This window comes from Virgibacillus sp. 7505 (assembly GCF_002272135.1).
Classification (GTDB): Bacteria; Bacillota; Bacilli; order Bacillales; family Amphibacillaceae; genus Terribacillus.
In genome coordinates, this window is the sequence record NZ_NPBF01000028.1 from 43,054 (window position 1) to 69,488 (window position 26,435).

Genomic DNA, 26,435 nt, shown 5'->3' on the forward strand with positions numbered 1-26,435 from the left:
AACGAAGCTGTTCATATAGAAGGAGAATGAAAATGAAGGATTTTCTACAATTACAGGATAAGCACATCGTCATCATGGGTGTGGCGAATGATCGCAGTATCGCATGGGGCGTTGCGCAATCGTTATATGCCGCTGGTGCGAAGCTGATTTTTACATATCGCCAGGAGCGTTCCGCTAAAAAGTTGAACAAGCTGTTGGAAAAGAATGAAATGGAAGCAGCTGTTATCCAGTGTGACGTAAACGATGATGACAGCATCGCGTCTGCATTTGCAGAAATCAAAGACAAGTTCACAACTGTCCACGGTCTTGTGCATTCTGTAGCACATGCACATCAAGAAGATTTGAGAGGTGATTTCATCGACACTTCTCGTGACGGCTATGCATTCGCACAGGATACAAGTGCCTATTCATTAGTTGCAGTAGCAAAAGCAGTCCGTCCGTTAATGACAGAAGGCGGCTCCATCGTGACAATGAGCTACCTTGGTGCTGATCGTGTGCTCCAGGGCTACAACGTCATGGGTGTTGCAAAAGCAGCTCTGGAAGCAAGTGTACGCTACTTGGCGAATGATCTTGGTCCGGATAACATCCGTATTAACGCTATCTCTGCAGGTCCAATCCGTACATTGGCTGCAAAAGGCGTACCTTCTTTCAATGACATCCTTTCAAAAGTGGAACATACTGCACCGCTTCGCCGTAATGTTTCTGCTGAGGAAGTTGGCGATATGACTGTAGGTTTGCTCGGAGCTCTTTCCCGCGGTGTAACTGGTGAGATTGTTTACGTGGATGCTGGTTTCAATATCATCGGTATTGGTTAATTTGCGCTTTAACCCGTTCTAATAATGATTAGGACGGGTTTTTATGTTCAGCAGGAATTTGTAATACGTGGCAGTGAAACGGGAATATCACACATCTGATTTCTGTTTATTTATTGGAAAAGCTAAATCTCATGATTTGGCTTTTTTATTTTTGGAAAAAAGTTCTTTTCAAATAGAAAGTGCTGGTGTATACTTTGGTGTATCAAGTGTACTACTATAACTAATACAGTTAATACAGAAGCTCGAATGAGGTGAATACATGTTTGAACTTGACTTGCGAAGCGGCAAGCCGATATATGAACAAATCGTTGATAAGTTCAAAGAACTGATCATCAATCAGGTGCTGGAAACAGACGAGAAGCTTCCCTCGGTACGGGAGCTCGCCCAGCAGCTGACAATCAATCCGAATACAATCCAAAAAGCATACCGTGAGCTTGAAAATCAAGAATTGATCTATTCCGTAAAGGGACGTGGGAGTTTCGTGAACGCGATTAGTTTACAGGTCGATCCGCAAAAGGTGAAGCAGATGCAGGAGGAATTGAAAAAACTGCTTACCGAGGCACTGTATATCGGTATGACAGCAGATGAAATTCGAAATGTGGTGGAGCAGCAGCTGCTTAATGGGGGAGGAAGCGAAAAATGATCAAAGCAGTAGAATTAAGTAAAAAATTTGACCGGAAACAAGTGTTGGACCAAGTTGGTTTTCAGGTTAAAAAAGGGACGATTTACGGTCTACTTGGCTCGAACGGCGCAGGAAAGACAACCATAATGCGTATTCTTGCCGGTATACTGAAGCAAGACAAAGGGTGTGTCCTGGTAGACGGCAAAACGGTATTTGAAAATGTGGCAATGAAACAGCGCATCATCTTCATGCCAGATATCCTTTATTTTCTCCCGCAGTATACAGTGAAGCAGATGGGGCAATTTTATGCTGATATGTATGCGAATTGGGATCAGCAGCGATATGACCAGCTGATCAGCCAATTCAAACTGGAGAACAAGAAAGTCTCTACCTTTTCGAAAGGGATGCAACGACAAGTGGCATTTTGTCTGGCATTGGCAGCAAAGCCGGATTTTCTAATCATGGACGAACCGCTTGATGGATTAGACGCTGTTGTGCGGCAGCGAATTAAAGGCTTACTTATCAATGACGTAGCGGAGAGAGAGATGACCGTCCTTATTTCTTCCCACAATCTGCGGGAAATGGAGAACCTCTGTGATGACGTTGGAATCGTACATAAAGGAAAAATGATTCTGGAGCGGAATCTGGATGATATGAAGACAGAGGTTCAAAAGGTCCAGTTCGCTTTGCGCAAAGGGCAGGATATGAGTTTCTTAGAAAAATTAAATATCCTTCACCAGGAAAAACGGGGGAGCATCCATCTGCTGATCGTCAAAGCAGACCATCATGAGTTAGAAGGAATACTTGCAGCACAAAACCCAGTCGTACTGGATATGCTGCCGCTATCCTTGGAAGAAATCTTTATCTATGAAATGGGAGGTGCTGGCTATGCCATCGAAAACATCCTTGATTAAGAAGCAAATCATTTTGCATGATGTCCGACAGGTTGGTTGGTTAAGTGTATTATATTTTTTAGCTTTACTATTAATTCTGCCGATACAAATTATTATCCAGTATTCGGACCTGCCAAATAGAGAATATATGGAAAAAGGCGATCTTTTCCTATATATTCCGGATGTTCAGTGGCTTCTGGCCATTACAGTGCCAGTGCTTCTGGGGATATTATTATTGCGTTACTTGCATAAGAAACAGGTATCCGATTTCATCCACAGTATGCCTATTAAGAGGGCGTCATTGTATCATCACCATCTAATTGTAGGACTGATATTATTATTCATTCCTATTATATTGAATGCGCTGATCCTGATTGGTTTACAGGCTTTCACTGGCATAGGGAATTATTTTAATGGGATGCATGTGTTATCTTGGCTGGGCATAATGCTATTTCTTAATACTTTTATGTTATTGGCCACGGTTTTCACAGGCATGATAACAGGAATGTTTTCCATGCACTTTGTACTAACTTATATCTTAGTCTTGCTTCCAGCGGGTCTTGCTCTCCTGCTAATTGCGAATATGAGTATTTTATTCGTAGGTTACCCAATGGATTATTATGCAGATATGGCAATCTTTAAATTCTCACCAATCTCGTATTTCTTTGTTAACTTTGCTCCTGGTTCTGATTTTTCCTGGATTGTGATGTCAGCATATGCAGCAGCGGGTTTGCTATTATATCTGGCTGCATTCTGGTTATACGCTCACCGGCAAATGGAAGCTACTTCACAAGCAATTGTATTTCCTTTCTTGCGACCTGTTTTCCAATATGGCGTAACTTTCAGCTTTATGATGGCAGGTGGTTATTATTTCCATATTGCGTCTTCGTCATTTGCTTGGGTTATATTTGGCTATGTTGCAGGATCGCTAATCGGGTTTATTATAGCTGAAGCAATATTGAATAAAACATGGAGAGTTTATAGTAACTACAAATCTTATCTGATATTCGCAATTTCCTTAGCAGTTGTTCTTATTTCTGTGAATCTAGTTAAAGAGAATTATGAAAATAAGATTCCTTCCGCAGACAACATTGAAAGAGTTTATTTTGGAGATACCTATACGTACACAGAGGATCGGGAATATTTGCAACCGGGTATTAAACCGCTATATTTCACTGATAAGCAAGATATAAAGTTGGTTCGGGATTTACATGAGCAAGCAATAGATACTCCGAGAGTAGATGATTGGTATGAAGGAAATTTACGTTCCACGTTCGTCGTTTATGAGCTGAAAAACGGAAAGAAGATAGCTAGATCATATACGTATTCTCTTGATGACAATCCTGAACTGAAAAGTCTGCAGCATAAGATTGAAGGATCAAAGGCGTATAAGTATGCAAATAACGCAGTCTTTAATATTGAGTCCGATGAAATTTATGCTGTGGATGTACAATCAAATAACATTAAGCAAAGCAGCACCAGGATTTCCGATCCAGACTTGATACATGCGCTTATTGAGGCTATCAAGAAAGATATAGAGCTTAAAGATCCACAGGCGTATTCAGAGGAAGCACTAACTTATTCAGTGGATCTAATGACTAATAAAGATCAAGATTACTATTATGCAAATTTTGATGACAGTGATAAAAATACGATTAAAGTATTACAGGATGCGGGGCTTTATGATGATCTAAAAGTATATTCCGAGGATATATCAAGTATTGATTTGGAGGATTCTGAACGGAATAATACGGTAACTATAGAGGATGAAGATGTAATCAAGCAAATACTCGATCACATTACTTACTATAGCGAAGAAGAGGATTCCGCTTTTGTAACGTTCAACCTTAACAGGGGACAGAGTATGCAAGATGAGCTCTCTATCGAATACGATGACCTCCCCGAATCAATCAAAAACCAACTGGAGGAATAAAGCGTGGCTAGCGAGTGTGTATATGTGACGGAGTCGGTGTTTCAGCATATCTATTCGCTCTACCATCAGCGGGTATATCATGCAGCGCAGAAGGTGCTGCGTGATCCGCAGCTGGCAGAGGACGCGGCGCAAGAGACGTTCATCAAAGCTTATCGTAATCTGGACAAGCTGGAGGATGTGTCGAAGGCAGGTGCATGGCTTGCAACAATTGCTTCACGTACAGCCATTGATATGCTTCGCAAAGAAGGTAAATGCAAGTTCATTAGTATAGAATTGGCCAGCTGGGAGCTTGAGCAGCATTATCTCGAGCATATCGTCATGGAAGAGGTCGAGCTGCGGGAGACGAAACGAGAACTCGAGCAGGATATTCGAAAGCTGAAGCCAAAACTCCAAGAAGTGCTGGCGCTGCGTTATGTGAATGATATGAAAGAAAGTGAAATTGCTGCTAACCTATCTTTAACCAAATCAACAGTGAAGACTCGATTGTACAGGGCAAAGCAACTAATAAAAGCAGAGCGGGCAAACCGCGATATGATAATGGTAAGAGAGACATGGTAAAGCCTGTCTCTCTTTTTGGTGAACAATAACGGATTGAAAATAAGAAAAAATCATTTAAAACCGAACAATATATTGATTTGGTTTATTAAAGTATGTATAATGACCTTACCGCATACATGACAGGTGGTTGTTGGCATGCTAGAGAATAGCAATGAAATCAAGAAGAAGCTGTCACATATGTACAATGATGTGTCGAAGGAATTGTTCGGTGTAGGAACGACATTATTGAAGGTTTCCATCGATCAGAACATCATCACCATCCAAGCCAAGCATCGGCGTTCACCGCGATCTGCAGCTTTGGAAGGCGAGGCTCCCAGCTTGAAGCAGGAGGTCGACTTCCGGTTATCCATGCTGTACAAAAAACGCTTGGCAGAAAAACTTAATACCGAAACGGAATGGCACATTGAGTCTATACTACGAGATTACGACGCAGCCTCTCAACGTGCTTTTACCAATATTGTCTTAGGCAGTTAAGCCAACACCGGATTCATCTGGTGTGCGGTTAATGCCATAGAAAAGCTTGATTGGTCTGACCTTTGTTGATCGAAGAGAAGATGATCTAGTAGAATGCTCGCATTCTATTAAGATTGTCTTCTTTTTTTGCTTTTATAAATCACTAATTATATGGGGGTTTTTCACATGAATGGTCGTATTAAAATGCTTTTGGGTTCAGCTGCAATCGCTTCTGCACTTACTTTATCTGCTTGTGGCAGTGACAGTGCTGGTGCTGGGAAAGAAAAGCTTGTCATCTCTACTTGGGGTTTCTCGGAAGATTTCTTCAATGAAGATGTGTATGCGCCATTTGAAGAGGAACACAATGTCGACATTGTAGTAGAAACAGGAAATAACGCAGAACGATTGAACAAAATACGACAAGGCAACTCAGACGTTGATTTAGTCTATCTATCTGACTATTACGCGCAGCAAGGGGTGGATGATGGCTTGTTCGAGGAGCTGGATTCTTCCAAGCTGACAAACCTGGATAAGATCTATGATGCAGCCAAGACTCCTAACGGTGAAGGATACGGACCAGCATACACAATCGGACAGTTCGGGATTGCCTATAATCCTGAAATGGTGAAAGGATCTGTTGCATCATGGAAGGATCTGTGGAGTGCAGAGTGGGAAGGTAATGTAGCAATTCCTGGTATTACGACTACAACAGGACCGATGTTCCTTGATGCAGCTTCCAAAGTGAGCGGCAATGATTCATTCAATGAAGATGCAGCATTCAAACAGCTCGAAGCGTTGAAGCCTAATATCGTAAATGAATATAATCAAACATCCGAGTTCGTCAATATGTTTGGACAAGGCGAAATCGCAGGCGGACCGATTATGGAAATGTACTTCAGTTCTTTGAAGGAAGCAGTTCCCGAAGCTGAATTTGTTACACCTGAAGAAGGCGGATATGCTGTCATGAATACAGTTAACGTAGTGAAAGACAGCGATCAAAAAGAATTGGCTGAGGAATTTATCAATTATCAGCTGAGTACAGAAGTACAAGAAAAGACAGCAAAAGCGAAGGTGGATTCTCCGGTTAATACAGAAGTGGTACTTTCCGATGAAGAGCAGGAAGGTGTTACGTACGGTGAAGATATCATCGAGGAACTACATGTCCTGCCAGCAGACTTCCTAGTCGAGAACTCTAAGGGATGGATCGATCGCTGGAATAAAGAAGTGACCAAGTGAGGGGGAGCATGATGAAGAAAGTCATATTGGATGTAGATACTGGTATTGATGATGCAATTGGAATCATGCTTGCTGTGAAAAGCGAAGCGCTAGATGTCGTTGGTATCACGACTGTCAGCGGCAATGTCTCTTTGGAAACCGCTACGACCAACACAGCCAAGATACTCGATTTGCTTGAAGATGATAAGACTCCTATATTCTCGGGAGCTGCCAAACCGCTGACCCGGAAACCTCATTTCGAGCATCGTGTACATGGAGAAGACGGTATTGGAGGCGCACTGAAAGGTGTTGCTACGCACCGTAAGATACAAGAACAATCTGCAACTGATTTTATACAAAACCAAGTCATGGCCGCACCAGGCGACATCACATTGATCATGACAGGTCCACTGACTAATCTGGCTGAGGCTGTACAGCAGTATCCTGAAATTGTATCGGCAGTCAAAGAAGTCATCTTTATGGGTGGTGTCGTGAAAGGGGTTGGCAATGTGACGCCGGTGGCGGAGTATAACATGTTCGCTGACCCAGAAGCTGCAACCATTGTTTTCGAAGCAGGGTTCCAGTCCTTAACACAAGTCGGACTGGACGTTACGAGAAGTGCTTTGATGAAGGATGAACATATTGATTTAATACAGAACCCAGTATTGCAGGATTATGTGCGGACAAGCACTGCGACATACCGCAATAGCTATTTTGAGCGAAATGGCGTATGGGCTTGTGCGATGCATGACCCGCTAGCTGTTGCGATTGCGATCGATTCCGAGCTGGTAAAAACAGAATGGCTGCACGTTACGATGGAGACAAACAGTACCTACTGTGACGGTCAGACTGTCTGCGATTTCCAGAACCGTCTAGGACATCCGGCGAATATGCATGTTTGTCTAGAGCTAGATGAAGCTCGTTTCTTCGACCTCTTTCTCAAGCTGTTGAACGCTTAGACAAAAGAACGGGAGTAAATCATTATGCGAAATTATTATAAGTATCTCCTGATCTTGCCGGGGGTTCTATTTCTAACAATTTTCATGCTCGTCCCAATCGGCATGACAATCATCTCGACCTTCTTTCCAAATGAAGCAGCAGCTGATACGAGCAATTACGCCAGTCTTTTCCGGGATTCATACTTTTTGGAGATTCTATGGACAACACTGCGGGTAAGCCTTTTGACTACTATCCTTTGTATGGTGATTGGTTTCCCGGCTGCGTATTTTATTGCAAGATTGTCTGCGAAAATGAAGGCAGTCCTGTTGATTTTGACTATATTCCCGCTGCTGACGAGTCCTGTTGTGCGTTCCTTCAGCTGGATGGTCATCATTGGCCGCAATGGGCTGGTCAATGAAGCGTTGATGGGAACTGGCATTATACAGGAACCTTTGGAAATTCTGTATACACCAACTGCTGTCATCATCGGGCTTGTCCACCTTTTCCTGCCATTGACCATCATTACATTGGTTGGTGTTATGGAAAATATTGAGTCAGATTTACTGACGGCAGCAGCAAGCCTTGGTGCTAGCCGATTTGGAGTGTTTACGAAGGTAGTCCTGCCGCTTTGCGTACCTGGGTTAGTAATTGGTGCTATTCTGGTTTTCGTCGGCAGCTTTACCGCGTATACGACGCCTGCTTTGCTAGGAGGTCAGCAGCGTGTGCTTTCGACGCTGCTCTATCAAAATGCTAATACATTAAACGACTGGCATATGGCCAGTATTCTAGCTGCCATCATGATTGTTGTGACGCTCATTGTTATCACATGCATGAATTTACTGGCAAATAGATTGAATCCGAGGAGGTAGACGATGCGGGAAAAAAATATAGGACTTGGTATATTCACGTTTCTAGTATTCGTTTTCTTGCTGGGGCCATTGGTGATAATTTCTGTCACTTCTTTTGAACAGGGGACAGTACTTCGGTTTCCGCCAGAATCCTTCTCGCTCGATTGGTATAAAAATATATTCGAGGTGAGCGGTTTTCTGGAAACGTTCAAGGTTTCCATCTATCTCTCCTTGGCGGGCAACCTGCTTGCGCTGTTGATCGGCATACCAGCAGCTTATGCATTGAATCGATTCGATTTTAAAGGAAAGGCGCTTTTGGAAGGTATATTCGTATCCCCGATCATTATTCCGGGTATCGTGCTAGGTTTTACGTTCCTGCGCTTTTTCATAACATACTATCAGCTTCCGATCTATGCAGGTCTGTTTATCGGGCATACTGTCATTATGCTGCCCTTCATTATCCGTGTCGTCTCCTCAAGCCTGGCTAACTTTGATTTTTCCATCGAAGAGGCGGCAGTCAGTTTAGGGGCAAGCAGAATCGGTACTTTCTTCAAAGTAGTTCTGCCGAATATCAAATCCGGTATCATTGCCGGAGTTCTGATCGCATTCCTGGAATCATTCAATAATGTGGACATTTCGGTCTTCATGACTGGACCTGGCGTAAGCACACTGCCAATCGAAATGCTCACGTATGTGCAGAATTACTTCGATCCGACCATCGCTGCTTTATCCGTTGTATTGATGATCATCACAGCTTTATTCATGTTCTTTGTCGAACGGTTGCTTGGCTTATCTTATTTCACGAAACGGTAATTAGGAGGCTTTATCATGTCTTTGTTTACGCTGCAGGACGTCACGGTTGCTTATCAGAAACAAGCTATTCTTCAAGACTTCAATTTGTCTATCGGAGAAGGGGAACTCGTTTCCCTTCTTGGTCCAAGTGGTTGCGGGAAAACGACCACGCTTCGTTTGATTGCTGGATTCCTGCAATCAAAACAAGGTAAATTCCTGTTTCGCGAGAAGGATTATACGAAAGTTCCGGTAAACAAACGCAATTTCGGCTTTGTTTTTCAAAATTATGCTTTGTTCCCGCATATGACGGTATTCGATAATGTTGCGTTCGGCTTGCGTCAGCGAAAAGTATCGAAAGCGTCGATCAAGGATAGAGTGCTGCGGGTGCTTGATATTGTCAGTTTGAAAGGTTTCGAAGAACGCTTTCCAGCTGCATTGTCAGGCGGACAGAAGCAGCGTGTCGCAATTGCCAGAGCGTTAGTCATTGAGCCGGATCTCCTGTTATTCGATGAACCTTTAAGCAACTTGGATGCCAACCTGCGTGTGAATATGCGCGTGGAGATCAGAAGGATACAGCAAGAGCTGGGCATTACGACAGTATACGTCTCGCATGACCAGGAAGAGTGCTTTTCCATTTCGGACAAGGTAGCCATCATGAATAAAGGAATCATTGAACAGTTAAGTGATCCTGCTACTATCTACAGACAGCCGAAGACGAAATTTGTCGCGGACTTTATCGGATTCAAGAACTTCATCCAATTCGACAGCCGACGTCAGGAGGCAGATGGAAGCGCTGCAACTGTACAAGGAATAACTTTAACTGTTCAGCAGCAGGACAATGCCGCTGGATTGATAGGAGCAATCAGACCGGATGATCTGCGTCTGTATCCAGTGGATGCAGCACCAATGTCGGTGGAGAATGCTGTACAAGGGAAAGTACTGATCAGCACGTATCTAGGCCGCAGTTATCAATATGAAGTGCAAACGAGTATTGGGCAGTTCACCGTAAATGATGATGCTGCAGCAGCACCACTGGCAAATGGCCAGGACGTTATACTCGAGATTCCAAAGAAACAAATCGTGCTCGTCGATTAGGAGGTGTACCATGCTTGTTGATTTACTGATCCGTAACGTGCGGGTATTTAACAGCTATCGAAAGAAATTCATCGATGCCGATGTTGCTCTGCTGGATGGGAAATTCCTTTATATCGGTAAGAAAGATACCGATAAACTGCAGCCGGAAAATGTGATAGATGGAGCAGGAAGGTACATGGTACCAGGTTTGATTGATATTCATTTGCATATTGAGAGTACGATGATTACGCCCTCATCCTTCTCTTATGGCATTATTCAAAACGGCGTGACGACTATTGTGCCTGAACCCCACGAGATGGCAAATGTTTTCGGAGTAGACGGTGTGAAAAGCATGATGGAGGCAAGTGCGGATTGCGCAGTGGATATGTTTTATGCTATTCCAAGCTCCGTGCCGGCCACATCGATGGAGACGACAGGCGGAGAGATTGATATCCATGATATCGATGCGCTGATGCTGTCAGGTAATATACAATGCCTTGGTGAGATTATGAACTATTATGATGTTATATCAGCTCCTGATAGTAAGACGAATCGTATCCTGGAGCATGTAAGACAAGCATATCCCCAGTTAATTATTGAAGGTCATGTACCAAAGCTTTTGAATCTTGAACTGCAGCGTATGATTTATGCCGGTGTCGATTCCGATCATACGCATCAGACAGTAGAAGGCATGGAGCAGCGAATCAATGCAGGAATGTTTGTAGAATTGCAGGAAAAATCTATGACGCAGGAAATCATAGATTACGTAATTGAAAACGATGTAAGTGAACATTTCTGCTTTGTAACGGATGACGTCATGGCAGATAAATTGCTGGAAGAAGGGCACTTGAACCAGCTTGTCCAAAAGGCTATAGATATGGGGATGAAGCCGGAGCGGGCAATATATGCAGCTACTGCTGCACCTGCAAAACGAATGCAGATGAGGGACCGAGGTATAATCGCTCCTGGGAAGATAGCTGATTTCATCTTGCTTGATGATTTACATACCTTCTCCATCCAAGAGGTTTTCAAGCGCGGACAACAAGTATATGATAAGGACGCTGTAAAGGAGCAAATCGTTCTTGAACCACAATTTCCCCCATTCTACTATGAGAGCATTAAGCTGGATGAACTGAGACATGACGATTTTCTTCTATTGAATGAAACAGACGAAAGTGATGCTCGGTACCGTGTTATGGAAATAAAAGATGGTTCGACATTCACGACAGAACGGCATGTTCGTTTGGCTGTTGAATCTGGACAGGTGCAATGGCAGGAAGCAGGACTTGCGCTTGTCATGACTGCGGAAAGATATGGGAAGAACGGTAATCGTGCCTTTGGTCTTTTAACAGGGGATATGCTGAAAGAGGGGGCGATTGCCACTACATATTCGCATGATAACCATAACTTGCTTGTTATCGGTCGTGATATAGATGATATGGTCCTCGCGGCAAATGAAGTGATTCGTCATCAAGGCGGCATCTGCTGTGTGAAGGATGGTCAAGTTCTATCTATGGTGCAATTGCCTGTTGGGGGTATTCTATCGGAAGCACCATTGAAGGAAGTAGCTGCACAAGTTTCTGACCTGACAAAGTCTATTAAATCACTCGGTTACAAGCATTATAATGTTCTTATGTCGATCAGTACCCTTTCGCTGCCGGTGAGTCCTGCATTGAAATTGACGGATCAAGGCTATATCAGGGTGAACGAGGGACATATCGTACCTTTGGGAGTTTAGAAGGAGTCTGCTTCGGCAGACTCCTTTTTTACGTGCTCAAGATAGAAGCGCTTCGGCGGTTCCGTTATAATAAAGGCAAATGATAAAGATGAAGGAGAATCGCATGCCAGGTATGAACAAAGCATTATATGACTACATCATGGACAACGCCTCATATATAACAGATCGATGGGCCGCATTATTATATGACTACAAAGATTCGATCTATGCAGATGATGCTGGTAAAGAGATGCGTGCGAAATTAAGAAAACAGCACCGAATGACAATCGTCACCGTTGCCAGTGCACTATTGGAGGATGAAGAGCAATATAGTCAGAATCTCAAAATATGGGTAGAAAAAGTGGCGAATAGCCGAGTTAAGACCAATACACCAATTCATGAAGTGCTGAAGGCAGTAGGGAAATCAGGAACGGTCATTTGGGAATTTATCGAGTCATTTACAGAAGAGCATAAAGAGGATGTCACGCCTGCGATGGTCATCCGGTGGTCGAAGAATCTTCATCGTGCTCTAGATGAAGTCATCAATAAATTCACAAAGTTCTATTATGAGCTGATAGACAGGAAAATCAGAAGTCAGCGCGAAGTAATCCATAAGACTAGTTCACCTGTTATTCCAATCATGAAGGGCATCGGTGTTTTTCCATTGGTCGGAGAAATAAGTGAGCGGAGGGCAGAGCTGATCGTCGAGCATATGCCGCAAGCTTGCAAGGAAAAAGGGATAGAAACGCTCTTCATAGATATGTCAGGAGCGAGTTTTACAGAAGCACTGGTAAGGGAAAAGCTCAGTCAGATGGTGCGGATCCTGCAAATGCTCGGAATAAACTGTGCAATTTCCGGTGTCCGTCCAGATTTGGCACAGACTTTAGGAGGAGATAGACAGGTGGGGGATATACTTTTCTATAATTCCTTGCAGCAGGCATTATCGCATTATGGATTGACCCGAAGTTAGACGAGGAGGATATGAATGAGAGTCGAGCATTTGACGGTAAAAGCGAATGGAATGAACATGCATATGGCTGCAGCTGGTCCGAATGATGGTAAATTGGTGATACTCCTGCATGGTTTCCCGGAATTCTGGTATGGGTGGAAGGAACAGATCGTTCCGCTTGCAGAACAAGGATTCCGAGTGCTTGCACTTGATCAGCGAGGCTATAATTTGAGTGATAAACCAGAAGGTACGGCCAATTATGTATTGGACGAGCTCCGTGACGATGTTATAGCAGTGATTCGTCTCTTCCAAAGAGAGAAAGCAATTATCATTGGCCATGACTGGGGTGGAGCTGTCGGCTGGCATCTGGCAGTCACTCGGCCGGAACATGTAGAGAGATTCATTGCTATCAATATGCCGCATCCTGCAGCTATGCCAAAAATACTCGCAACCAATCCGCTGCAGTGGTTCAAGAGCTCTTATATGGCCTTTTTCCAAATGCAGGATGTACCGGAAAAATCATTGGCGGCTAATGACTATTACGGTCTTGCAATGGCTTTGACAAAGTTCAGCCAAGAAGGAACGTTTTCTCAGATGGATGTAGATAATTATAAAGAAGCATGGTCAAAGCCAGGTGCGCTGACAGGCATGCTGAACTGGTACCGAGCCTTGACAGAAAAGGATAACATTAGCGTGTACGGCCAAAAGAATGCAGTGATGGTTCATGTGCCTACCAAGATTATTTGGGGAATTAAGGATCAATTCCTTTTAAAGAAACTAGCGCAGGAATCTACCAAGTACTGTTCCGATTACGAGCTGGTATATATTGATGATGCGACACATTGGGTGCACCATGAGCAGCCGGAAATCGTCAATATGCTGATTAAAGAATTCCTGGTAGAAAAAACGCAAGTAGCTGAAGGAGCAGGGGTATGACATTCGATTTGCATACACATCATTATCGATGCGGGCACGCTGAAGGACGAATAGAGGATTATATTATTGCTGCGATTGAGAAAGGCTTGCACTATATCGGGATAGCGGATCATTCTCCTTATTTCTACAGTGAGGAAGATCAGCTTTATCCTGGTATTGCGATGCCGATCAGCGGATTTGAAGCATATGTACAGGAAGTGCTGCAACTGAAAGAGAAATATAAGGATCAGATTCATGTCCTTTTAGGTGTAGAGAGTGATTTCTTCCCGCAGCATGCTGCTTTATATGCGGACTACTATAAAAAGTATCCATTCGATTATATTATCGGTTCCGTTCACTATGTTGATGAAGTGAATATCTTCAATCAAGGCAGATGGGATGGCTTATCAGAAGCAGACCACATCCGGGTGAAAGAAACTTATTACGATATGATTCAGCAATCGGCTAAAAGCGGCATATTTCAAGTGCTTGGCCATATTGATGCGATGAAAGGCTTTTATCCTGCGTTTTCTGAGATTCCTGCTGATCATGCGATTGAACAAACCTTAAAAGTTATCGGGGAAACTGGTGTTGCAATAGAAGTGAATACATCCGGAGGGACGAAGGCAGTAGGCGGATGGTATCCTTCAGACCGGATCTTGGAGCGGGCACTGCATTATGGCGTGGACATATCCTTTGGCTCTGATGCCCATGTACCATCCCGGATCGGCGAGGATTTCGATAAAGTGAAAGAGCGTTTGAAGGATATCGGATTCAAGGAAATGGTCTATTTCGTGCAAAAGCAAAAAAGGGTAATGCTATTGTAATTACAGTTTTTTTGTTTACTTTCATTATGACGGGGTATTTATACACCAATACGGTAAACAAAAAGCTAAGGAGTGATTAGGATGGTACAAGCACAACAAGTAGACAAGCAAGAAGTGAAAGAGCAGGCTAAAGCAGGTTCCAAACTATTGACTGGTGCAGTTGCTGGAGCAGTTACAGGTGCGGCAATCGTTTTACTTAACAAACAGACACGTCAAAAGGTATTTCAAAATGTGGGCGTGGCAAAGGATACAGTTGTCAGCTTCGTAAAAGAAGCGAAACAGGATCCGCAAGGCACGAAGGAACAGGTTATGTCCAAAGTGCAGGATGCGACTGAGCTTGCAAAGGATGCAGCTAATGACGTTAAGAATGTTTACGATAAAGCTCAAAATGAAATTATGTCTTCTGTCAACGATGTCCAAGAGGATTCCAAATCTGCCCTTGGCACGGTAAAAGAAGTGAAGGAAGATTTGAAAAATGCAGGCAGTAAAGCGAAGGAAGCTTCTAACAAATTAATGGAAGCCAAACCGGAAAGTGCACCGAGCAATCCGATGACAAAGTCAAAAAATGAAGGCAATAGCGGTTCTGATGAACAAAAGAGCCAGCCTATCAACAAAACAACTACAGCACCTACAACTAAAACAACACCGCCTACTCCTAATAACAAGCAATCTATCTAAAAAAATCGCCTCCCTTAGGGAGGCGATTTTTTAATTAGTGATATCTTTGATATATTGTCCTATATCATTGCTTTGCGTATCGAGATTTTGTATATCTTCCATAAACTCTACCATTACACGGGATTGCTCTTCTGAAGCGGTAGATACCTCGCCTATACTCAACGTAAGGTTCTCCATATTTGTCCGGATCTCCTGAAGAGATTGGCCGATAGTTCCGACAGCTTCCTTTGTACCGATCGAGAGCTTGCGGATTTCGTCTGCAACGACACCAAACCCTCTGCCAGCGTCACCAGAGCGAGCTGCTTCAATAGCTGCATTCAAGCCTAGTAGGTTCGTCTGTGTGGAGATATCTTCGATTAGTTGGACAACTTTACTGATTTCCTGAGAGTTTTCATTTGCATGGGATGCCTGGCTATCAATATCTGTGCTCGTAGCAGAAAGTTCCTCTGCTTGAGCTGCTACTTGTTGTACTTTTCCTTGTAGGCTGCTTACAACTGTGCGTAACTCATCAAGCTGCTTATCCAAGATTTCTTCATCTTTCAATGTTTTGGTAATCTGAAGAACGCCTACAATCTCACCGTTCTCATCTCTAATTGGGTTGGCAGAATTCTGCATCCCAATACCGTATCTTTCCTTTGGAATATGTACTTGCACTTTTTCGCCTTGAAGCGCTTGACGTAGAAGATCATTATCTTCTGTAAAAGCGAATTCGCCGACTTTAATACCGACATCCAAATCCTTAGAAGGAGAGAAATAAACATAATTCTCCGTATCTGTAACGACAACAACGTTATTTTCTCCAATATTCTTTTTGATTTCCGGTGCTAGATGTACCAAAGCTTGTATCGTAGGGTGCATAATTTATAACCTCCTTATTCTTGGTTTGTTACTTTTTTCATTGTTTCGATTATCTGTTTGCTCTTTTCATCCAAAGCCTGAATATCATCCATGAACTCGACCATTATTACTGACTGCTCCTCAGAGGAGGTAGATACTTCATTTATGCTAAGAGTCAGGTTTTCAATACTTGATCGTATTTCAGTCAAGGACTTGCCTATCGTTTGGACGGCTTCCTTCGTGTTATCGGAAAGTTTTCTGATTTCATCTGCAACGACACCAAACCCTTTTCCTGCATCACCAGAGCGAGCTGCCTCAATGGCTGCATTAAGACCAAGTAAATTGGTCTGCGTAGAGATCTGTTCGATTAATTGTACTACCTCTCCAATTTGGCGGGAGTTTTGGTTGGCGCTATTTGCCTGCTCATTGATATCACTGCTTGTGGCAGAGAGTTCTTCTGCCTGTGCAGCGACATGCTGTACTTTTCCTTGTAGTGCATCTATTACTTGATTTAATTTGTTAAGTTCTTTATCTAGCTTCTCTTGATGCTCCAATGTACGTGATAGTGATAATAAGCCGACGATTTCATTCGTTTCCATATCGCGAATCGGGGTAATGGAGGTTACGACTGGTGCACCAAGCGCTTCGTAATCTTCCGTGATGGAAAAGACAATATGCTCTCCTTTGATAGCGCGCAAATAAACTTCATGTTCATCAAGTCTTGTTCTTCCGGCTTCAATGCCTAGTGATAAGAGTGTGGAAGGGGCGAAATAAATAAACTTTTCGGTGTCCAGCACACCCATCGCAGCTGTCGGTCCAAGCGTATCTTTTATAATAGGGGCAATATTGACTACTGCCTGTAACGTAGAATTCATAAAATGAGCTCCTCTGCACATGGTTTTCCTTTATATCGGTAAGAAGTACCAGGAAGTGAAGAGTTCCACTAGAAAAAGTCCTAATTTGTCATAATTTGTAGAAAAGTTTCTGTTTGCAAGATTGGGGGAAAAGCAGAGAGGAACATAATCGGGAGAGGGGAAATCTGCATGTATGATGATTTAAGAGGAAAGACAGCTATCGTCACTGGATCTTCCAAAGGTATTGGGCGAGCAATCGCAGAGCGTTTCGGACAAGAAGGTATGAATGTTGTCGTCAATTATCATGGGGATGAAGATGGTGCTAATCAAGCAGCTGAGACTATTCGGGAAGCTGGCGGAAAAGCCGTTGTCATTCAAGCTGATGTTTCCAAGAAAGAAGAGGTTCGGAAATTGCTGGATGCGGCTTTGGAGGAATTCGGCGGATTGGATGTAATGGTGAATAACTCAGGCTTTAGCAAGCCGCAGCCGTATCATGAAATGGAAGAGGATACGTGGAGAAGTGTCATTGATGTAAACCTGACTGGCACATTCCTTGGCGGCCAAGTAGCTCTTCGTTATATGCTCGAGAATAATGTGAAAGGCAGCATTATCAATATGTCTAGTGTACACCAGCAAATACCGAAGCCTTCTGACAGTCATTATGCAGCATCCAAAGGCGGTATCAAGCTATTGACCGAAACAATGGCACTTGAGTATGCAGCTAACGGAATTCGAGTAAACGCTATTGCGCCAGGAACAATTGATACGGAGCGGAACGAAGATACCAAGCCGGAAAACGAAGCTAGACAGATGAAGAAAATACCGATGCAGTCATTTGGTAAACCAGAAGAGATTGCAGCAGCTGCTGCGTGGCTTGCATCCAAGGAAGCGAGCTATGTCACAGGTACTACTCTTTTCGTCGATGGAGGTATGACACTGTACCCGTCTCAGTTGGAACTGTAAGAGGTGACATAATCGTCACTTCCTGGCAATTAATGTTACCGGAATGACAGGAGCTCATGCTGCTTTCCTTCTATTATAAGACGTAATAGAACTTAAAGAAGGAGAGAATCCACATGGAGCAGATCGTCTTTTTAAGTGCTATGCTGATGTTGGGACTTACCTTTGTACTTACAATTGCAGCTATTTTGTCCAATGGTTTAAAGGTGTTGTTCGATCTTACAAGTAATTACATGCGCGTAGCCGTTTTTTGTTTTGCTATCTATATTATCAGTTTTAGCGCTTATCTTGTCTTGGCTAACTAAAAAAGCGCCTATTAGGGCGCTTTTTCCTTAGTCAATATGCATTTCCAGATGCGGGTAATCCTTGAATCCTGGCCAATCTCCGCCCCATTCGAAGCCGAGATCTTTGGCTATTTCGACTACTTCCATCCAGTCGGATTTCCCGTTCTTATTCCCGTCATATTCCATATCCCAGATCACATTGCCTGGTTCTGGTTCCAGGGCAAAGTCAATGGCAAGTCCATAATTATGCATGGATTCCCCGCCTTGGACTTGGGTGACAATTTGTCCGTCCGTTGTGCGTCCTTGGGCGTAGAGCTTGTCTTGTTCTTCCTTGGAACGATAGTCATCCGTAATTATAATGGAGATACCGATGTCAGAAGCTTTTTCTATTAATTTATGCATGTTTTTTTCTACTGTAGGATGTAGTCCGGTAATGTCATCTGCATTCATGGAATCAGTGGGAGTGGTTTGATTGGGCGGAAGCTGCTCTATATGCAAAAAGCCGAATAGGATCAACGCTGCAACTGTCATAAGCAAAGTAGTTACTATAATCCTTTTCCAGTGCAAATTCGCTATTCTCCTTTTTGAAATCTTGTATATTATATTCTAGCATAGCGGAATAGGTACTAGATTGCACGTTTTGAAGCGAAGTTTTGAAAGGAAAAATAGGAGATTTAAGGAAGGGGGGAGGGAAGCGGACATGATCAGCTTGTCTGGACTTGTCTCATCATGCGCTTCTCGATGCTTGCGTCCAATTTCCGGATGCGTTTCAGTGCTTCTTGCTGAGATATGGTCTTGTAATGATGTGCACCGCCTGTTTCTTCATCAGCTGTATCCGCTTCCGCTACTACTTGCTGTAATGGGTCAAGCTTCAAATTATGCTCGGGCAGGTAAGAATCTGTATGCAGAAGGATAGCCAAGGAAATTGCTTTGGCGGCCTGCGGCTCTTCACCTAAACGAATCAAGAGCTTATGCGCACGGGCAGCGCCCTTAATAGCATGGATATCGTTCTGTTTATACATATCGTAATCCCATTTTCCATCGCTATACCATTCATAATGGCCAATATCATGCAGCAATGCAGCTTTGACTGCCATGTCTGGATCAACCTGCTTTTTCTCACTTATAGCCAGTGCGTGTTCCGCCACCGATATGGCATGCGCCTGTCCGGAACGTCCGAGGTATTTCTGTGCGATTGGGTGTGTATAAATCTGCTCTAATGTCACTTTTCTCATTTCTTTATCTCCTTTCTCTGTAAAAGTATATTGTTCAAGATATTAACACGTTAAGCGAAAGACTGCAAGTGAAAAAAACGGGGGATTTCATGTATATGGAATAACCGTTTCTACTCAAACTAAAACATCCTGCCTTCCTGAGCCTTGAGCAAAAGGGGGGAGCGTTGCATTCAATTTATGCTATGCTAAAAATATTGTTACCATAAACTGCTACATATAAAAATCATTAAAGAAGGAAGAGACAGCATGAAGGAATATGTAAGCTTGTTACGCCAGGGCAGTAAATCAGCCGCATTGGCTGCAGTGGTCAATTTGGTCATTGCACTTGTCAAAGGAGGGGCTTTCTTGTTGACAGGGAATGTGGCAATGTTTGCAGAGACGATGCATAGTTTTGGGGATGCTGCTAACCAGCTGTTCGTCTATGTCGGCTCTGCACTCAGTAAAAAAGCCCCGACAGAGCGGTTCCCGGGAGGATTTGGCCGGGCTGTCAACTTGGTGCTGCTCGGTGCAGTCCTGATCGTAGGTATCCTTGCTTATGAAACCATTCGTGAAGGAATTACGCATCTGGCTCATCCATCTGAATCTGAGGGATTATGGATTAGTATTTCAGTTCTTGCACTAGGCTGCATACTAGAGGGATTCGTACTGCTGAAAGCGATGCGTGAGATTGCTCATGAGAGTGAATCAGGTGCTAAAGGGCTGGCGGTTATTCCGATGAGCTTCGTGCATGTAAAACGTGCAAAACCAGCTACAAAATTGGTCTTTATGGAAGACTTGGTTGCTACTAGCGGCGGATTGGTTGCCATCATTGCCATTTTGATAGCTGCATACACACCGTTTTACCAGGCGGAAGGAATTGCTTCCATTATAATTGGCGCGATGATGTTTCTTGTCGTAGGACGCGTTTTCCTTGATAATGCAGCTGGTGTCATCGGGGAAGCGGATGAAGAGATGGCTGACAAAATCGGAGACATCTTGTTTGCTGATAAAGATGTAAGAGATGTGCAGGAAATGACTGTCGTAAAAGAAGGGGAATCCTTCCACGTCGAAGCTAAACTGGAAATTGACCCGACAATTACGGTAGCTGCCGCTGATGACATCAAGGATCGGCTTGAAGCCCAAATCATGGAGCATAGAGGCGTAACGGATGTCATTATTGAATTTGACGAAGACGATAAAAATCAAGCATGGAAAAGCAAAGAATAAGGAAGCCGCATATGCGGCTTCCTTATTCTTATTACGATGACATATAATCGCCGCCGTTTACGTGGATGAATTGTCCAGTAATGTAGGCAGCTTCATCAGAAGCCAGGAGAACGTAGCTGCCGATGAGATCGACGGGCTGGCCAGGTCTGCCGAGAGGAGTCTGGGTACCGAAGTTTCCGATTCCGTCTTGCGGCAAGGTAGCAGGAATGAGCGGGGTCCAAATCGGTCCAGGTGCAACTCCATTCACACGTATTCCCTTGGAAGCCAACCCTTTTGCCAATGATCGAGTGAAAGCAACGATCGCCCCTTTTGTTGACGTATAATCGATCAATGTAGGGTTGCCGATATATGGAGTGACGGAAGACGTATTAATAATACAGTTCCCTTTTCCAAGATGCGGCAGGGCGGCGCGTGTCAGATAAAAGTAGCTGAAGAAATTGGTCCGGAAAGTGCGTTCAAGCTGTTCTGGCGTAATATCCGTTAAATCGTTCTGTACTTCCTGACGTGCAGCGTTGTTGACCAGGATATCAAGCTTATTGAAGTCCTCTATTACTTGTTTTATAAGGTTTTCGCAAAATGCAGCATCGCTTATATCACCAGGGTACAGCACACATTTGACGCCTTCCTGTTCAATCCGCTTCTTTGCGTATTCCGCGTCCTCCTGTTCATCCAGATAGGATATCGCTATGTCTGCGCCTTCTTTGGCGTAAGCAATAGCAACAGCACGTCCGATACCGCTGTCTCCTCCTGTAATAAGGATAACCTTTCCCTGCAGCTTTCCGCTGCCCTTCCAATGTTCGAATTCTTCAATCGGTAGAGGGTCCATCTCATGCTGGATTCCGGGCTGGCGGTTTTGTTTCCTTCCAGGGTTGCCGTCTTTCATAAAATCATATAAATCCATTTTAGTTGCCTCCTTTTATTCCATAAGGGAAGTTATTGACAAAAACAGCAAGTTCTAAAACGCCGGGCCCGCGAATAAGTTCCTTTGGATGGGTTTTTTTCGGCAGGGATTTAGGCTAGAATAGACGAAAGAAGAAATGGAAAGGAGATGGTTGCGATGCGAGCTTATGAAAACTACATTGCAGAGCTTTTCACATTTGACGATCCATTCTTTCGTTCAACAGATCTTGATTTTGATATAGATGTCCAGCGTATGGAAAAGACGATGGAGGACATGGAAGCATATCTGAACAGCAAACCCGCGGAGAATTGATCCGCGGGTTTTATTTTCGTCTTTTCATGTACGATTGGTTTATACTAGAAAAAGAGAGCATGATACATAAATAGATTACGTTCCAGCTTGAGAGGGAAAAGAGTACTATCAACATTAACGAGGAGGCAAAATTATGTCCAATCAATCCAGAATTATTTCAGAGCTGCAAGTAAAACCAACAATAGACGCTAAACAGGAGATCCGCAGCCGAATCGACTTCTTGAAAGATTATCTGCTTAAAACAGGTGCGAAAGGATTCGTTCTGGGTATTAGCGGCGGACAGGATTCCACTTTGGCGGGGCGACTTGCGCAATTGGCAATTGAGGAACTGAAGAAGGAAGGAAAGGATGTGACCTTTGCTGCTGTTCGTCTGCCTCATGGAGAGCAAGCGGATGAAGAAGATGCTCAGCTGGCACTGGACTTCATTGATCCTGTAGAATCTTACGTTTACAATATTAAATCTCCAGTTTCAGAAGCGGCGAAAGCATATGAAGATGCAACTGGCGACAAGCTTGCTGATTATCACAAAGGTAACATCAAGGCACGAATGCGGATGATCGCCCAATATGCAATTGGCGGTCAAGAAGGACTGCTGGTCATCGGAACAGATCATGCTGCAGAGGCTATTACCGGTTTTTACACGAAGTACGGAGATGGCGGAGCAGACATCCTTCCGCTGAGCGGACTGAACAAGCGGCAGGGTAAACAGCTTCTCATCGAGCTGGGGGCACCAGAGCGTCTGTATGAAAAAGCGCCAACAGCTGATTTACTAGATGAGAATCCGGGACAAGCTGATGAAACAGAACTCGGACTCTCTTACGAGGATATCGATGATTACCTGGAAGGGAAAATTATCGAAGAGAAGACAGCTAAACTTTTGGAAGATCGTTATTTCAAAACAACGCATAAACGGCAAATGCCTGCCACCATCCATGATGATTGGTGGAAGGAACTTTAATGTAAAAAAAGAGACTCCACCTAGGGGTCTCTTTTATTTTTGTAATGGCCATACTTGAAAAAGGGAAATAGATGCGTAAGAATGGTACTAGCTTTAAGGAGGTATACATACTATGCTCAAGGAATTCAAAGAGTTTGCGTTACGCGGGAACGTCGTGGATTTGGCTGTAGCCGTAGTGATCGGTTCAGCGTTCAGTGCTATCACGACTTCCCTCGTCAACGATATCATCATGCCGCTTATCGGTATCATTACAGGAGGGCATGACTTTAGCGGGCTGCAGTTCACCGTTGGCAGTGCTGTAGTAAAGTATGGCGCATTCATTCAAACTGTCATTAATTTCTTTTTGATAGCTTTAGCACTATTCATGGTCGTTAAAGTCATGAATAAATTAAAACGCAAACAGCCGCAGACAGAAGAGGTTGTCCAGAAACTTTCAGTGGAACAAGAGTTGCTTACAGAAATCCGCGACCTATTGAAAAATGAAGGGAAAATGAAGGATCAGACATGAGTCTGGTTCTTTTTTTGATTAATTTATAACCAGGCCGGGAATGGAAAAACAGAAGCCTTGTAATCTGCTATAATTTGGATTACGAGGAGTTGAGACAGCATGCACGTTTTACGCACACTCCATCCTTACAGCTGGACAATCATCATTGGAACGGTGTTCGGCAGGATGGCAACTAGTATGAGTATTCCTTTTTTGGCAATTTATCTGACGCAGGTGAAAGGGGCGTCAGCAGGATTCACTGGTTTGATCATCGCTATCAGTTCTTTGGTCGGTATCCTGTCCAGCTTCTATGGCGGATACTTTTCTGATCGATTCGGAAGAAAGATAATCATCGGTATCAGCATATTCGGCTGGTGCGGGGTATTCGTAGGATTCGCATTGGCGGATGCTATTTGGGTATTCTTTGTCATGAATGCACTGAATGGATTATGCCGTTCGTTGTTCGAGCCGACGTCCAAAGCTCTATTGTCGGATGTGACCGATCAAAAGAACCGTTTACTCGTTTTCAATATGCGCTATACAGCAATCAACATTGGTGTCGTATTCGGGCCTCTTTTAGGTTTGTACTTTGGTTCTGCTGCTTCTACCACACCATTTCTGATAGCAGCTTTGGTATATTTCGCCTACGGACTTGTCCTTATTTTTCAATTTTTACGCGTCAAAGTGGAAGAGACAGCTGCAGCAGGAGTCAATATAATTAGTGTCCGTGAAGCCTTTCATGTGACGCGAAAGGACACTCTGTTTATGTTCCTGCTGATCGGGGTCACCATCAGTGTGTTCGGATATTCGCATTTCAGCGCCACTCTGCCTCAGTTTTTCGCTGCTACGCCCAGCATTGAAGATGGAGCACGGCTATTCAGCATGATGCTCACGCTGAATGCGTTGACAGTTTTGATTGTGCAATATCCGATAGTTGCAATTGCGAAAAAGTATTCACTTGTATTGTCGTTGATGCTCGGAAATATACTGATTGCCCTTAGTTTGCTAAGTATGGCCTTTTTGCACGAGATCATCTGGATTGCAGCTGCGGTCATTCTTTTTACAATCGGAGAAGTGCTGTTATTTTCCATGTCGGATATGTTCATAGATGAGATTGCCAATCCCGATATGAAAGGGACATATTTCGGAGCGATGGGCTTTACAGGATTTGGTAGTGTGGCAGGACCGCTGATTGGAGGCATGCTGTTGGATCATTTCGGTGCTGTTCATCCGATTCCAATATTCACAATCATAGCCTTCCTAGTTATTATTGGTGCCCCATTCTTATTCCGAGTTTGGGTAATGCTAAAAGGGGAGGAGAGAAATCCGAAACCTGTATTAAAGAAGGAGCATGTTAGATGACAAGTTATCCGCCGTTGCCTCAGTCATTTTACGAGCAGCCTACACTAGATTTGGCTCAAAGCTTATTAGGATGCCTGCTTGTACACGAAACATCGGAAGGGATCACATCCGGTTATATCGTAGAGACCGAAGCGTACCGAGGAGCACTCGATCGCGCCGCACATAGCTTTAATAACCGGCGAACAAAACGGACAGAAATCATGTTCCATACGCCCGGCCATATATACACGTATACGATGCATCGTCAAGTGCTGCTCAATGTAGTAAGTGCAGAGGCTGAGATACCGGAGGCTGTCCTTATACGGGCGCTTGAACCGAAGGAAGGCATAGCACTTATGGAAACGCGCAGACCTGGACGTAAGACGAGGGAGCTGACCAATGGACCTGGGAAGCTTTGTCAGGCAATGGGCATAATCCAGTCACACTACGGCGGTCATTTCACCAATCCGCCATTATATATAGCTCCTGGGTATTCACCCGAACAGGTGGAAACAGGGCCGAGAATCGGAATTCCGAATGCGCAGGAAGCCAAAGATTTTCCGTGGCGCTTCTGGGTACATGGGAATAGGTATGTTTCCAGGTGATTCCCTTTTTAAAACGGCTATAATCATGTAAAATGAATACATCATGTCCGGCACTCGCCGGCAATGCAAAAAGGAGAGATAGGCAGTGGGTAAAGTACTCGTCTTCGGACATAAGAACCCGGATACAGATGCGGTTACATCCGCAATTGCATACGCGCATTTGAAAAATAAACTAGGTATGGAAGCAGAAGCAGTCCGCCTGGGAGATTTGAATGAAGAAACAGCATACGCTTTGAAAACCTTCGGATTGGAAGCACCTCGTTTGATTGAGGCAATTGATGGAGATGCTGAGCAAGTCATCTTAGTCGACCATAACGAAAAACAGCAAAGTGTTTCCGATATCGACACAGTTTCTGTAATTGAAGTTGTCGACCACCATCGTATTGCTAATTTTGAAACAGCTGATCCGCTTTATTACCGTGCAGAGCCAGTTGGATGCACAGCAACCATCATCAAGAAAATTTACAAAGAGCACGATGTAGAGATTCCAAAAGAAATCGCAGGTGCGATGCTGAGCGCCATCATCTCTGATTCTCTATTGTTCAAATCACCTACATGTACGGAACAGGACATTAAAGCTGCAAAAGAACTTGCAGGAATTGCAGATGTCGACGTGGATACATACGGCTTGGATATGCTGAAAGCTGGAGCTGATGTAAGCAAGAAAACTCCTGAGGAATTGATCACACTTGATGCGAAGGAATTCCAGATGGGAAATGCAACAGTGGAAATCGCACAAGTAAACGTTGTAGATGAACAGGATGTTCTTGTACGTCAGGCAGAAGTGGAAGCAGCGATGAAGCAAAAAATCACAGATAAAGGCTTGAAGCTCTATCTCTTCGCAATCACAAATATCCTGACAAATGACTCCACTGCCATCGCAATCGGAGCAGATACGGAAGCTGTCGAAAAAGCGTTCCAGGTGAAGCTTTCCAATAACACCGCTACACTTAAAGGTGTGGTATCCCGTAAGAAACAAATCGTGCCAGTTCTGACAGAAGTCATGAATGGCTAATGGTTTATGAGCAGTCACACTATGTGATTGCTCATTTTATTTGCTGTCAGCATGGCCATAATGCTAAAGTGGATATACACGCCCCAAAGGAACAACCCCGTAATAGCTTCTTCCAATCAAGAACTCTGTTTTTTTCTGTACTGGCATAGGATATTTTTCTTATCAATAAGGGAATAGGAATGCAAACTGCTTACTTACTTTTCAGAATAAAA

General features: G+C 43.7%; 30 protein-coding genes and 1 pseudogene. 26 read left to right on the plus strand and 5 right to left on the minus strand.

The genetic code is table 11. The features are described from left to right. The first annotated feature begins 32 nt into the window (after positions 1-32). The 17 genes from fabI (at position 33) to CHH91_RS13115 (ending at position 15,228) form a co-directional block, all read left to right on the plus strand. Positions 33-815 (plus strand): enoyl-ACP reductase FabI, encoded by a 783-nt coding sequence (gene fabI / locus CHH91_RS13040; protein ID WP_095223897.1) that lies wholly within the window; start codon positions 33-35, stop codon positions 813-815. Positions 816-882: 67 nt separating this feature from the next. Continuing rightward, a complete protein-coding gene (locus CHH91_RS20615) occupies positions 883-1,035 on the plus strand; it encodes a hypothetical protein (RefSeq protein ID WP_176465786.1) in 153 nt (50 codons plus the stop codon). 39 nt (positions 1,036-1,074) lie between these two features. Next, complete coding sequence (locus CHH91_RS13045; RefSeq protein ID WP_095223898.1) at positions 1,075-1,458, plus strand: GntR family transcriptional regulator; 384 nt, start codon at positions 1,075-1,077, stop codon at positions 1,456-1,458. Next, on the plus strand, positions 1,455-2,351 hold the full coding sequence (locus CHH91_RS13050) for an ABC transporter ATP-binding protein (RefSeq protein WP_095223899.1): 897 nt from the start codon (positions 1,455-1,457) through the stop codon (positions 2,349-2,351). The genes CHH91_RS13045 and CHH91_RS13050 overlap by 4 nt, the downstream gene beginning before the upstream one ends. A gap of 13 nt (positions 2,352-2,364) precedes the next feature. After that, positions 2,365-4,263, plus strand: coding sequence for a hypothetical protein (locus CHH91_RS13055; RefSeq protein WP_141234166.1), 1,899 nt, complete (start codon positions 2,365-2,367; stop codon positions 4,261-4,263). A gap of 3 nt (positions 4,264-4,266) precedes the next feature. Further along, a complete protein-coding gene (locus tag CHH91_RS13060; RefSeq protein WP_095223901.1) occupies positions 4,267-4,821 on the plus strand; it encodes an RNA polymerase sigma factor in 555 nt (184 codons plus the stop codon). A gap of 135 nt (positions 4,822-4,956) precedes the next feature. After that, a complete protein-coding gene (locus tag CHH91_RS13065) occupies positions 4,957-5,295 on the plus strand; it encodes a Na-translocating system protein MpsC family protein (RefSeq protein ID WP_095223902.1) in 339 nt (112 codons plus the stop codon). Between the two features lie 165 nt (positions 5,296-5,460). After that, a complete protein-coding gene (locus CHH91_RS13070) occupies positions 5,461-6,510 on the plus strand; it encodes an ABC transporter substrate-binding protein (protein WP_095223903.1) in 1,050 nt (349 codons plus the stop codon). 11 nt (positions 6,511-6,521) lie between these two features. Then, a complete protein-coding gene (locus CHH91_RS13075; RefSeq protein ID WP_095223904.1) occupies positions 6,522-7,448 on the plus strand; it encodes a nucleoside hydrolase in 927 nt (308 codons plus the stop codon). A 24-nt stretch (positions 7,449-7,472) separates the two neighbouring features. Then, complete coding sequence (locus CHH91_RS13080; protein ID WP_095223905.1) at positions 7,473-8,297, plus strand: ABC transporter permease; 825 nt, start codon at positions 7,473-7,475, stop codon at positions 8,295-8,297. Positions 8,298-8,300: 3 nt separating this feature from the next. Further along, complete coding sequence (locus tag CHH91_RS13085) at positions 8,301-9,089, plus strand: ABC transporter permease (RefSeq protein WP_095223906.1); 789 nt, start codon at positions 8,301-8,303, stop codon at positions 9,087-9,089. A 15-nt stretch (positions 9,090-9,104) separates the two neighbouring features. Next, positions 9,105-10,163 (plus strand): ABC transporter ATP-binding protein, encoded by a 1,059-nt coding sequence (locus CHH91_RS13090; RefSeq protein ID WP_095223907.1) that lies wholly within the window; start codon positions 9,105-9,107, stop codon positions 10,161-10,163. A gap of 10 nt (positions 10,164-10,173) precedes the next feature. Next, positions 10,174-11,880, plus strand: coding sequence for an adenine deaminase C-terminal domain-containing protein (locus tag CHH91_RS13095; protein ID WP_095223908.1), 1,707 nt, complete (start codon positions 10,174-10,176; stop codon positions 11,878-11,880). 103 nt (positions 11,881-11,983) lie between these two features. Then, positions 11,984-12,829 carry an STAS domain-containing protein gene (locus tag CHH91_RS13100; RefSeq protein WP_176465787.1) on the plus strand — a complete coding sequence of 282 codons (846 nt, stop codon included), beginning with the start codon at positions 11,984-11,986 and terminating at the stop codon, positions 12,827-12,829. 15 nt (positions 12,830-12,844) lie between these two features. After that, on the plus strand, positions 12,845-13,744 hold the full coding sequence (locus CHH91_RS13105; protein ID WP_095223910.1) for an alpha/beta fold hydrolase: 900 nt from the start codon (positions 12,845-12,847) through the stop codon (positions 13,742-13,744). Then, positions 13,741-14,550 carry a histidinol-phosphatase gene (locus CHH91_RS13110; protein ID WP_095223911.1) on the plus strand — a complete coding sequence of 270 codons (810 nt, stop codon included), beginning with the start codon at positions 13,741-13,743 and terminating at the stop codon, positions 14,548-14,550. The genes CHH91_RS13105 and CHH91_RS13110 overlap by 4 nt, the downstream gene beginning before the upstream one ends. An 81-nt stretch (positions 14,551-14,631) precedes the next feature. Then, positions 14,632-15,228, plus strand: a complete 597-nt coding sequence (locus CHH91_RS13115; RefSeq protein ID WP_095223912.1) for a hypothetical protein — start codon at positions 14,632-14,634, stop codon at positions 15,226-15,228. 30 nt (positions 15,229-15,258) lie between these two features. Here the strand turns inward: CHH91_RS13115 and CHH91_RS13120 are convergent, their stop codons facing one another. Further along, positions 15,259-16,086 (minus strand): methyl-accepting chemotaxis protein, encoded by an 828-nt coding sequence (locus tag CHH91_RS13120; protein ID WP_095223913.1) that lies wholly within the window; start codon positions 16,084-16,086, stop codon positions 15,259-15,261. 14 nt (positions 16,087-16,100) lie between these two features. Beyond that, positions 16,101-16,433 (minus strand): annotated as a pseudogene (locus tag CHH91_RS21590) (methyl-accepting chemotaxis protein); the annotation flags it as partial. 675 nt (positions 16,434-17,108) lie between these two features. On the opposite strand from CHH91_RS21590, the gene CHH91_RS13130 reads away from it, so the two are divergent. Both CHH91_RS13130 and CHH91_RS13135 read left to right on the plus strand, forming a co-directional pair. Next, on the plus strand, positions 17,109-17,882 hold the full coding sequence (locus CHH91_RS13130) for a glucose 1-dehydrogenase (RefSeq protein WP_095223915.1): 774 nt from the start codon (positions 17,109-17,111) through the stop codon (positions 17,880-17,882). Positions 17,883-17,995: 113 nt separating this feature from the next. Beyond that, complete coding sequence (locus CHH91_RS13135) at positions 17,996-18,184, plus strand: hypothetical protein (protein WP_095223916.1); 189 nt, start codon at positions 17,996-17,998, stop codon at positions 18,182-18,184. A gap of 27 nt (positions 18,185-18,211) precedes the next feature. Here CHH91_RS13135 and CHH91_RS13140 read toward each other — a convergent pair whose 3' ends face one another. Together CHH91_RS13140 and CHH91_RS13145 are read right to left on the minus strand one after the other, a co-directional pair. Continuing rightward, a complete protein-coding gene (locus CHH91_RS13140) occupies positions 18,212-18,730 on the minus strand; it encodes a M15 family metallopeptidase (protein WP_353615323.1) in 519 nt (172 codons plus the stop codon). Between the two features lie 137 nt (positions 18,731-18,867). Continuing rightward, entirely contained in the window at positions 18,868-19,398 is a 531-nt protein-coding gene (locus CHH91_RS13145) for an HD domain-containing protein (protein WP_095223917.1), read from the minus strand. Between the two features lie 246 nt (positions 19,399-19,644). Between CHH91_RS13145 and CHH91_RS13150 the strand changes: the two genes are divergently transcribed. Beyond that, on the plus strand, positions 19,645-20,604 hold the full coding sequence (locus CHH91_RS13150) for a cation diffusion facilitator family transporter (protein ID WP_095223918.1): 960 nt from the start codon (positions 19,645-19,647) through the stop codon (positions 20,602-20,604). Positions 20,605-20,635: 31 nt separating this feature from the next. On the opposite strand, the gene CHH91_RS13155 is transcribed toward CHH91_RS13150, so the two are convergent. Next, the gene (locus CHH91_RS13155) at positions 20,636-21,505 is read right to left on the minus strand and encodes an SDR family oxidoreductase (RefSeq protein WP_095223919.1); all 870 of its coding nucleotides are present in this window, start codon (positions 21,503-21,505) and stop codon (positions 20,636-20,638) included. Positions 21,506-21,661: 156 nt separating this feature from the next. On the opposite strand from CHH91_RS13155, the gene CHH91_RS20620 reads away from it, so the two are divergent. From CHH91_RS20620 to CHH91_RS13180, 6 genes are all read left to right on the plus strand, one after another. Beyond that, a complete protein-coding gene (locus CHH91_RS20620) occupies positions 21,662-21,817 on the plus strand; it encodes a hypothetical protein (RefSeq protein WP_176465788.1) in 156 nt (51 codons plus the stop codon). A gap of 133 nt (positions 21,818-21,950) precedes the next feature. Then, on the plus strand, positions 21,951-22,775 hold the full coding sequence (gene nadE / locus CHH91_RS13160; protein ID WP_095223920.1) for an ammonia-dependent NAD(+) synthetase: 825 nt from the start codon (positions 21,951-21,953) through the stop codon (positions 22,773-22,775). 112 nt (positions 22,776-22,887) lie between these two features. Beyond that, on the plus strand, positions 22,888-23,283 hold the full coding sequence (mscL, locus tag CHH91_RS13165) for a large conductance mechanosensitive channel protein MscL (protein WP_095223921.1): 396 nt from the start codon (positions 22,888-22,890) through the stop codon (positions 23,281-23,283). A gap of 99 nt (positions 23,284-23,382) precedes the next feature. Then, positions 23,383-24,624 carry an MDR family MFS transporter gene (locus CHH91_RS13170; RefSeq protein WP_095223922.1) on the plus strand — a complete coding sequence of 414 codons (1,242 nt, stop codon included), beginning with the start codon at positions 23,383-23,385 and terminating at the stop codon, positions 24,622-24,624. Then, positions 24,621-25,208 (plus strand): DNA-3-methyladenine glycosylase, encoded by a 588-nt coding sequence (locus CHH91_RS13175; protein ID WP_095223923.1) that lies wholly within the window; start codon positions 24,621-24,623, stop codon positions 25,206-25,208. The genes CHH91_RS13170 and CHH91_RS13175 overlap by 4 nt, the downstream gene beginning before the upstream one ends. Before the next feature lie 85 nt (positions 25,209-25,293). Beyond that, positions 25,294-26,223, plus strand: coding sequence for a manganese-dependent inorganic pyrophosphatase (locus CHH91_RS13180; protein WP_095223924.1), 930 nt, complete (start codon positions 25,294-25,296; stop codon positions 26,221-26,223). Positions 26,224-26,435: the final 212 nt, after the last annotated feature.

Bases quoted from the DNA above. Each gene is read 5' to 3' on its own strand.
- fabI (WP_095223897.1), top strand. From the start codon at position 33: ATGAAGGATTTTCTACAATTACAGGATAAGCACATCGTCATCATGGGT.
- CHH91_RS13045 (WP_095223898.1), top strand. From the start codon at position 1,075: ATGTTTGAACTTGACTTGCGAAGCGGCAAGCCGATATATGAACAAATC.
- CHH91_RS13050 (WP_095223899.1), top strand. From the start codon at position 1,455: ATGATCAAAGCAGTAGAATTAAGTAAAAAATTTGACCGGAAACAAGTG.
- CHH91_RS13065 (WP_095223902.1), top strand. From the start codon at position 4,957: ATGCTAGAGAATAGCAATGAAATCAAGAAGAAGCTGTCACATATGTAC.
- CHH91_RS13070 (WP_095223903.1), top strand. From the start codon at position 5,461: ATGAATGGTCGTATTAAAATGCTTTTGGGTTCAGCTGCAATCGCTTCT.
- CHH91_RS13075 (WP_095223904.1), top strand. From the start codon at position 6,522: ATGAAGAAAGTCATATTGGATGTAGATACTGGTATTGATGATGCAATT.
- CHH91_RS13080 (WP_095223905.1), top strand. From the start codon at position 7,473: ATGCGAAATTATTATAAGTATCTCCTGATCTTGCCGGGGGTTCTATTT.
- CHH91_RS13085 (WP_095223906.1), top strand. From the start codon at position 8,301: ATGCGGGAAAAAAATATAGGACTTGGTATATTCACGTTTCTAGTATTC.
- CHH91_RS13090 (WP_095223907.1), top strand. From the start codon at position 9,105: ATGTCTTTGTTTACGCTGCAGGACGTCACGGTTGCTTATCAGAAACAA.
- CHH91_RS13095 (WP_095223908.1), top strand. From the start codon at position 10,174: ATGCTTGTTGATTTACTGATCCGTAACGTGCGGGTATTTAACAGCTAT.
- CHH91_RS13100 (WP_176465787.1), top strand. From the start codon at position 11,984: ATGCCAGGTATGAACAAAGCATTATATGACTACATCATGGACAACGCC.
- CHH91_RS13105 (WP_095223910.1), top strand. From the start codon at position 12,845: ATGAGAGTCGAGCATTTGACGGTAAAAGCGAATGGAATGAACATGCAT.
- CHH91_RS13110 (WP_095223911.1), top strand. From the start codon at position 13,741: ATGACATTCGATTTGCATACACATCATTATCGATGCGGGCACGCTGAA.
- CHH91_RS13115 (WP_095223912.1), top strand. From the start codon at position 14,632: ATGGTACAAGCACAACAAGTAGACAAGCAAGAAGTGAAAGAGCAGGCT.
- CHH91_RS13120 (WP_095223913.1), bottom strand. From the start codon at position 16,086: ATGCACCCTACGATACAAGCTTTGGTACATCTAGCACCGGAAATCAAA.
- CHH91_RS13130 (WP_095223915.1), top strand. From the start codon at position 17,109: ATGTATGATGATTTAAGAGGAAAGACAGCTATCGTCACTGGATCTTCC.
- CHH91_RS13135 (WP_095223916.1), top strand. From the start codon at position 17,996: ATGGAGCAGATCGTCTTTTTAAGTGCTATGCTGATGTTGGGACTTACC.
- CHH91_RS13145 (WP_095223917.1), bottom strand. From the start codon at position 19,398: ATGAGAAAAGTGACATTAGAGCAGATTTATACACACCCAATCGCACAG.
- CHH91_RS13150 (WP_095223918.1), top strand. From the start codon at position 19,645: ATGAAGGAATATGTAAGCTTGTTACGCCAGGGCAGTAAATCAGCCGCA.
- CHH91_RS13155 (WP_095223919.1), bottom strand. From the start codon at position 21,505: ATGGATTTATATGATTTTATGAAAGACGGCAACCCTGGAAGGAAACAA.
- CHH91_RS20620 (WP_176465788.1), top strand. From the start codon at position 21,662: ATGCGAGCTTATGAAAACTACATTGCAGAGCTTTTCACATTTGACGAT.
- nadE (WP_095223920.1), top strand. From the start codon at position 21,951: ATGTCCAATCAATCCAGAATTATTTCAGAGCTGCAAGTAAAACCAACA.
- mscL (WP_095223921.1), top strand. From the start codon at position 22,888: ATGCTCAAGGAATTCAAAGAGTTTGCGTTACGCGGGAACGTCGTGGAT.
- CHH91_RS13170 (WP_095223922.1), top strand. From the start codon at position 23,383: ATGCACGTTTTACGCACACTCCATCCTTACAGCTGGACAATCATCATT.
- CHH91_RS13175 (WP_095223923.1), top strand. From the start codon at position 24,621: ATGACAAGTTATCCGCCGTTGCCTCAGTCATTTTACGAGCAGCCTACA.